This is a genomic window from uncultured Psychroserpens sp., from assembly GCF_947500255.1.
Classification (GTDB): Bacteria; Bacteroidota; Bacteroidia; order Flavobacteriales; family Flavobacteriaceae; genus Psychroserpens.
This window is the reverse complement of sequence record NZ_CANMRL010000011.1, coordinates 1-3,705: the sequence shown is the minus strand read 5'-3', so window position 1 is coordinate 3,705 and position 3,705 is coordinate 1. Positions and strand designations below refer to the sequence as shown.

Annotated in this window: 1 protein-coding gene; it reads right to left on the bottom strand. The window is 40.4% G+C overall.

Annotation, left to right across the window (positions count from 1 at the left end; genetic code table 11):
• On the bottom strand, window positions 1-3,705 hold a 3,705-nt coding region (locus Q0783_RS18345), incomplete at its 5' end, for a T9SS type B sorting domain-containing protein (protein WP_298897592.1).

Sequence of the window (3,705 nt, the reverse complement as noted above, 5' to 3'; positions counted from 1 at the left end):
TTATCTTTTCAGGGTAAAATGGGCTTTAAATTCTTTACGGTCACCTGTATTAGGTTCATTATACTCAACTACAAACCAATAGTCACTTGTTGGCATCTGGTTCCCATTATAGTTACCATTCCAACCTAATCCTGTTGGACTTAATTGCTTGAGTAATTTTCCATATCTGTCAAATATATAAATTTTTGCGTTGGGTTGATTATTTATTGCACTAATGTTCCATCTATCATTATAACCATCTCCATTTGGAGTAAAGAACTTAGGGTAATCCATAACGATAACTTCATCACTCGCCTCTCCACAGCCATTCTTATCTCTTGCCGTCACCACATGCTCTCCTAAAGATACATCCACAAATATTGGCTCATCCTGCCATGGACCACCATCTAAACTGTACTCATATTCGCCTACGCCCTCTACACTAACCTCGATAACATGCGTATCTGCAAAAGCTTCGGTCGTTACCGTTGCTGTTACTATAGGTGGATCACTCTCTATAACCTCGGTTGTATCACTACTCTCACACATCGTTACACTTGATGTCACTATATCTGTCACTGTAACACTATAAGTACCTCCCTCATTTGGCATATAACTACTATCTGTTGCTCCTACAATCTCAACGCCATTAAAGAACCATACAAAACTATAACTTGCTGTACTAAGCCCTGTATCTAATACTGGTGCATTAATAACCTCACTACCATTGGTGTCTACACATAAAATGTAACTGTCTTCCAAATCAAATACGGGTTGTGGATTCACCTGTAAGGTCAATTCTGCTACCGCATAACAAATCGATGTGTCCATACCTGCTCCATCTGGCGTATCATTGTCTACACGTGCCCAAATTACCTGAGGATTTACCAAATTCTCATATAAAAACGGTAATGGGTTAACCCCTAACTCCGCATCAGCCTCACTAGCATAGTAACTCACTATATAGTTCGCTGGATCTTGACCGTCCAGAATTAAATCATTTTGAGTCGACAAATCAAACTGGGAACTATTGTTCGTTGGATCATTATCATCATCCATCTCATCATCACAAATCTCATAAACGATAACCTCCATATCACTATTAGCCTCTGCCGCTTCCTGTACCTCTACATTAAAACTTGGAGTGCTTATAGAACATCCCGTATCGTTGTTGGTTATCGCAACAAAAATCTGTTGGGGATTGGTGACATTCGTATATGGACTTACTAAAGCGTTCATTAGATCATCTGCATCTTGCTGTGTTGCATGATAGGTTACTGTAAATAACGTCGGATCTTGTCCATTTAGTACTTCTGCATCTTTTGTCGTGAGATCAAAATCGTAAATACCATCATTATTTAGCTCACAGGCTATAAAATCGGTAACGGCTACAACATCTGGTAATGGGTTAACAATTATAGTAAAGTTTACTATTGTAAAACAACCTGTAATATCATTAGTCACTCGTACATAAATCACTTGAGGTGTACTGGTATTGGTATACATCGTCGGATCTACTATCGCATTGATACCATCCTCGGCATCCTCTTCACTCTCATGATACGTTGGTGTCACTCCGGTCTCGCCATTGAGAAGCAATACCTCATTGGTCGTCAAATCAAAGATCTCCTCCATATCTCCTGGATTGATATCATCACATAAAATTAACTCTGGTAAAACCTCTGTTGGTGTCGGGTTTGGTAACACTCGAATCGTTAAAGTAATGCTGTCTGTACAACCTGTATCGGTATCGGTAACAACAGCATATAAGGTCTGTGGATTCGCTGGTGCTCCTCCTACTGAGGTATTTGTATAAGCCTCGGCATCTACTGCATTAATACCGGCATCCGCATCGGCCTGAGTCTCATAGTAACTTACACTCCAACTCGCCTCGCCTCCTGTAATCTCATTATCCTTTACTGTCAAATCAAATACCGTAACCTCATCGGCAATATCATCATCACATAATTCTAATGGTGTTGGTTGAATGGCTACTGGTGGTAACTCTACTCGTAACTCAAACTGACCCGTATCTACACAACTATTAATATCACTTACTAGGCGTACATAGATCGTTTGTGGGTTACTCGTATTGGTATAGTTCCCTACATTTGCTATTGGATTGTTCCCTGATAAAGCATCTGCTAATGTAACATGGTAGGTCAAAGTAACATCTGTCTGAGATCCTAAAATCTCAGCATCTTTTGTCGTCAAATCAAACTGTGTAATTCCATCAGCATTCGTGTCACAAATCACATAATCATCTATCGCTACTGGAACCTCTGGTGAAGGTAAAACCCGAATAGTCAATGTCTCTGAAGCATTGTAACAACCAGTTATCGTATTGGTAAGTCTGATATAGATAACCTGCTCATCCATAACAATATTAGTATATGGACTACCTAAGGCATTATCTCCTGTCTCAGCATCTTCCTGAGTCTCATGATAGGTCACTACTGTATCTAACTCGCCGCCTATAATCTCCAGTGTACGATCTTCTAAATTAAACGACTCAAATCCATCATTGTCCTGATCACAAACCTCTAAATCTGTCGGTGGTGTCGGTGATGGTATTGGGTTTACTCGTAATAATATTGTCGCTGTGGTGCTTACAAAACAACCTGTAACATCATTGGTCGCTCGAACAAAAATCGTCTGTGGATTAACTATATTTGTATAAGGACTCGTTATTGGATTGATCCCTGCATCGGCATCCGCCTGAGTCTCATAGTATGTTAAACTAATTCCCGTCTGCCCAGCCAAAATCTCATCTGTCGCATCTTCCAAGATAAACATCTCCATCTCATCGCCTGGATTGTTATCATCACATAACTCTAATGGCGTAGGCTGCACTAAAACTGGTAATGCATTTACGATAAGCTCCAAGGTCGTCAGTTTATAACAGCCTGTAGCTGGGTCTATATCCTCTACTCGAACCCAGATAATCTGATTAAACGCTGTCGTATTGGTATAATTCGTCGGATTTGCTATAGGGTTATTTGCCATATCGGCATTCATCTCAGTCTCATAAAAACTAACCGTGTACTGTGTCGGATCTGCTAAATTCTGTAAAATCTCCGCCTCCTTACTCGTTAAATCAAACTGTCCGAATCCATCTGCAGAAAGATCATCACAAATCTCCAAAGCTGTCGGAGCTGCTCCCAACTGTGGTGTTGGATTAACAATCAAGATTAACTCCACTATCGTCGCACAATCTGTTGCTATGGTTGAACTCTCTACACGAACGTAAACCGTTTGCGTGTCTTGCATGATATTATTATATGGACTATCTAAGGCATTAACATCATTATCAGCATCGGCCATCGTTTCATGATAGCTCACCGATAAGTTCGGGTCGCCTCCTGTAATCTCTATGTCCTTACTCGTTAAATCAAATACCCCAAATCCATCACTGTCTGGATCACAATACGCTAATGGCGTCGGTGTATTGGCTATAGGTGCCTGCTCTACACACAACTCTAAGGTCGTGGTATCGTAACATCCCGTATTGATATCTTGTACTCGTACAAATACCGTCTGGCAATTGCTAATATTTGTGTAAGGTATTGGCAATGGATTTACATTCCCATCTGCATCTGCCTGTGTTAAATGATAACTCACAGAATAGTTCGCGTTATTATCCGTAATCTCTGTGTTCTTTAATGTTAAATCTATACTCGTAAGACCATCTGGAACTCCATCGTCACAAACCTCTAACGGAGTTGG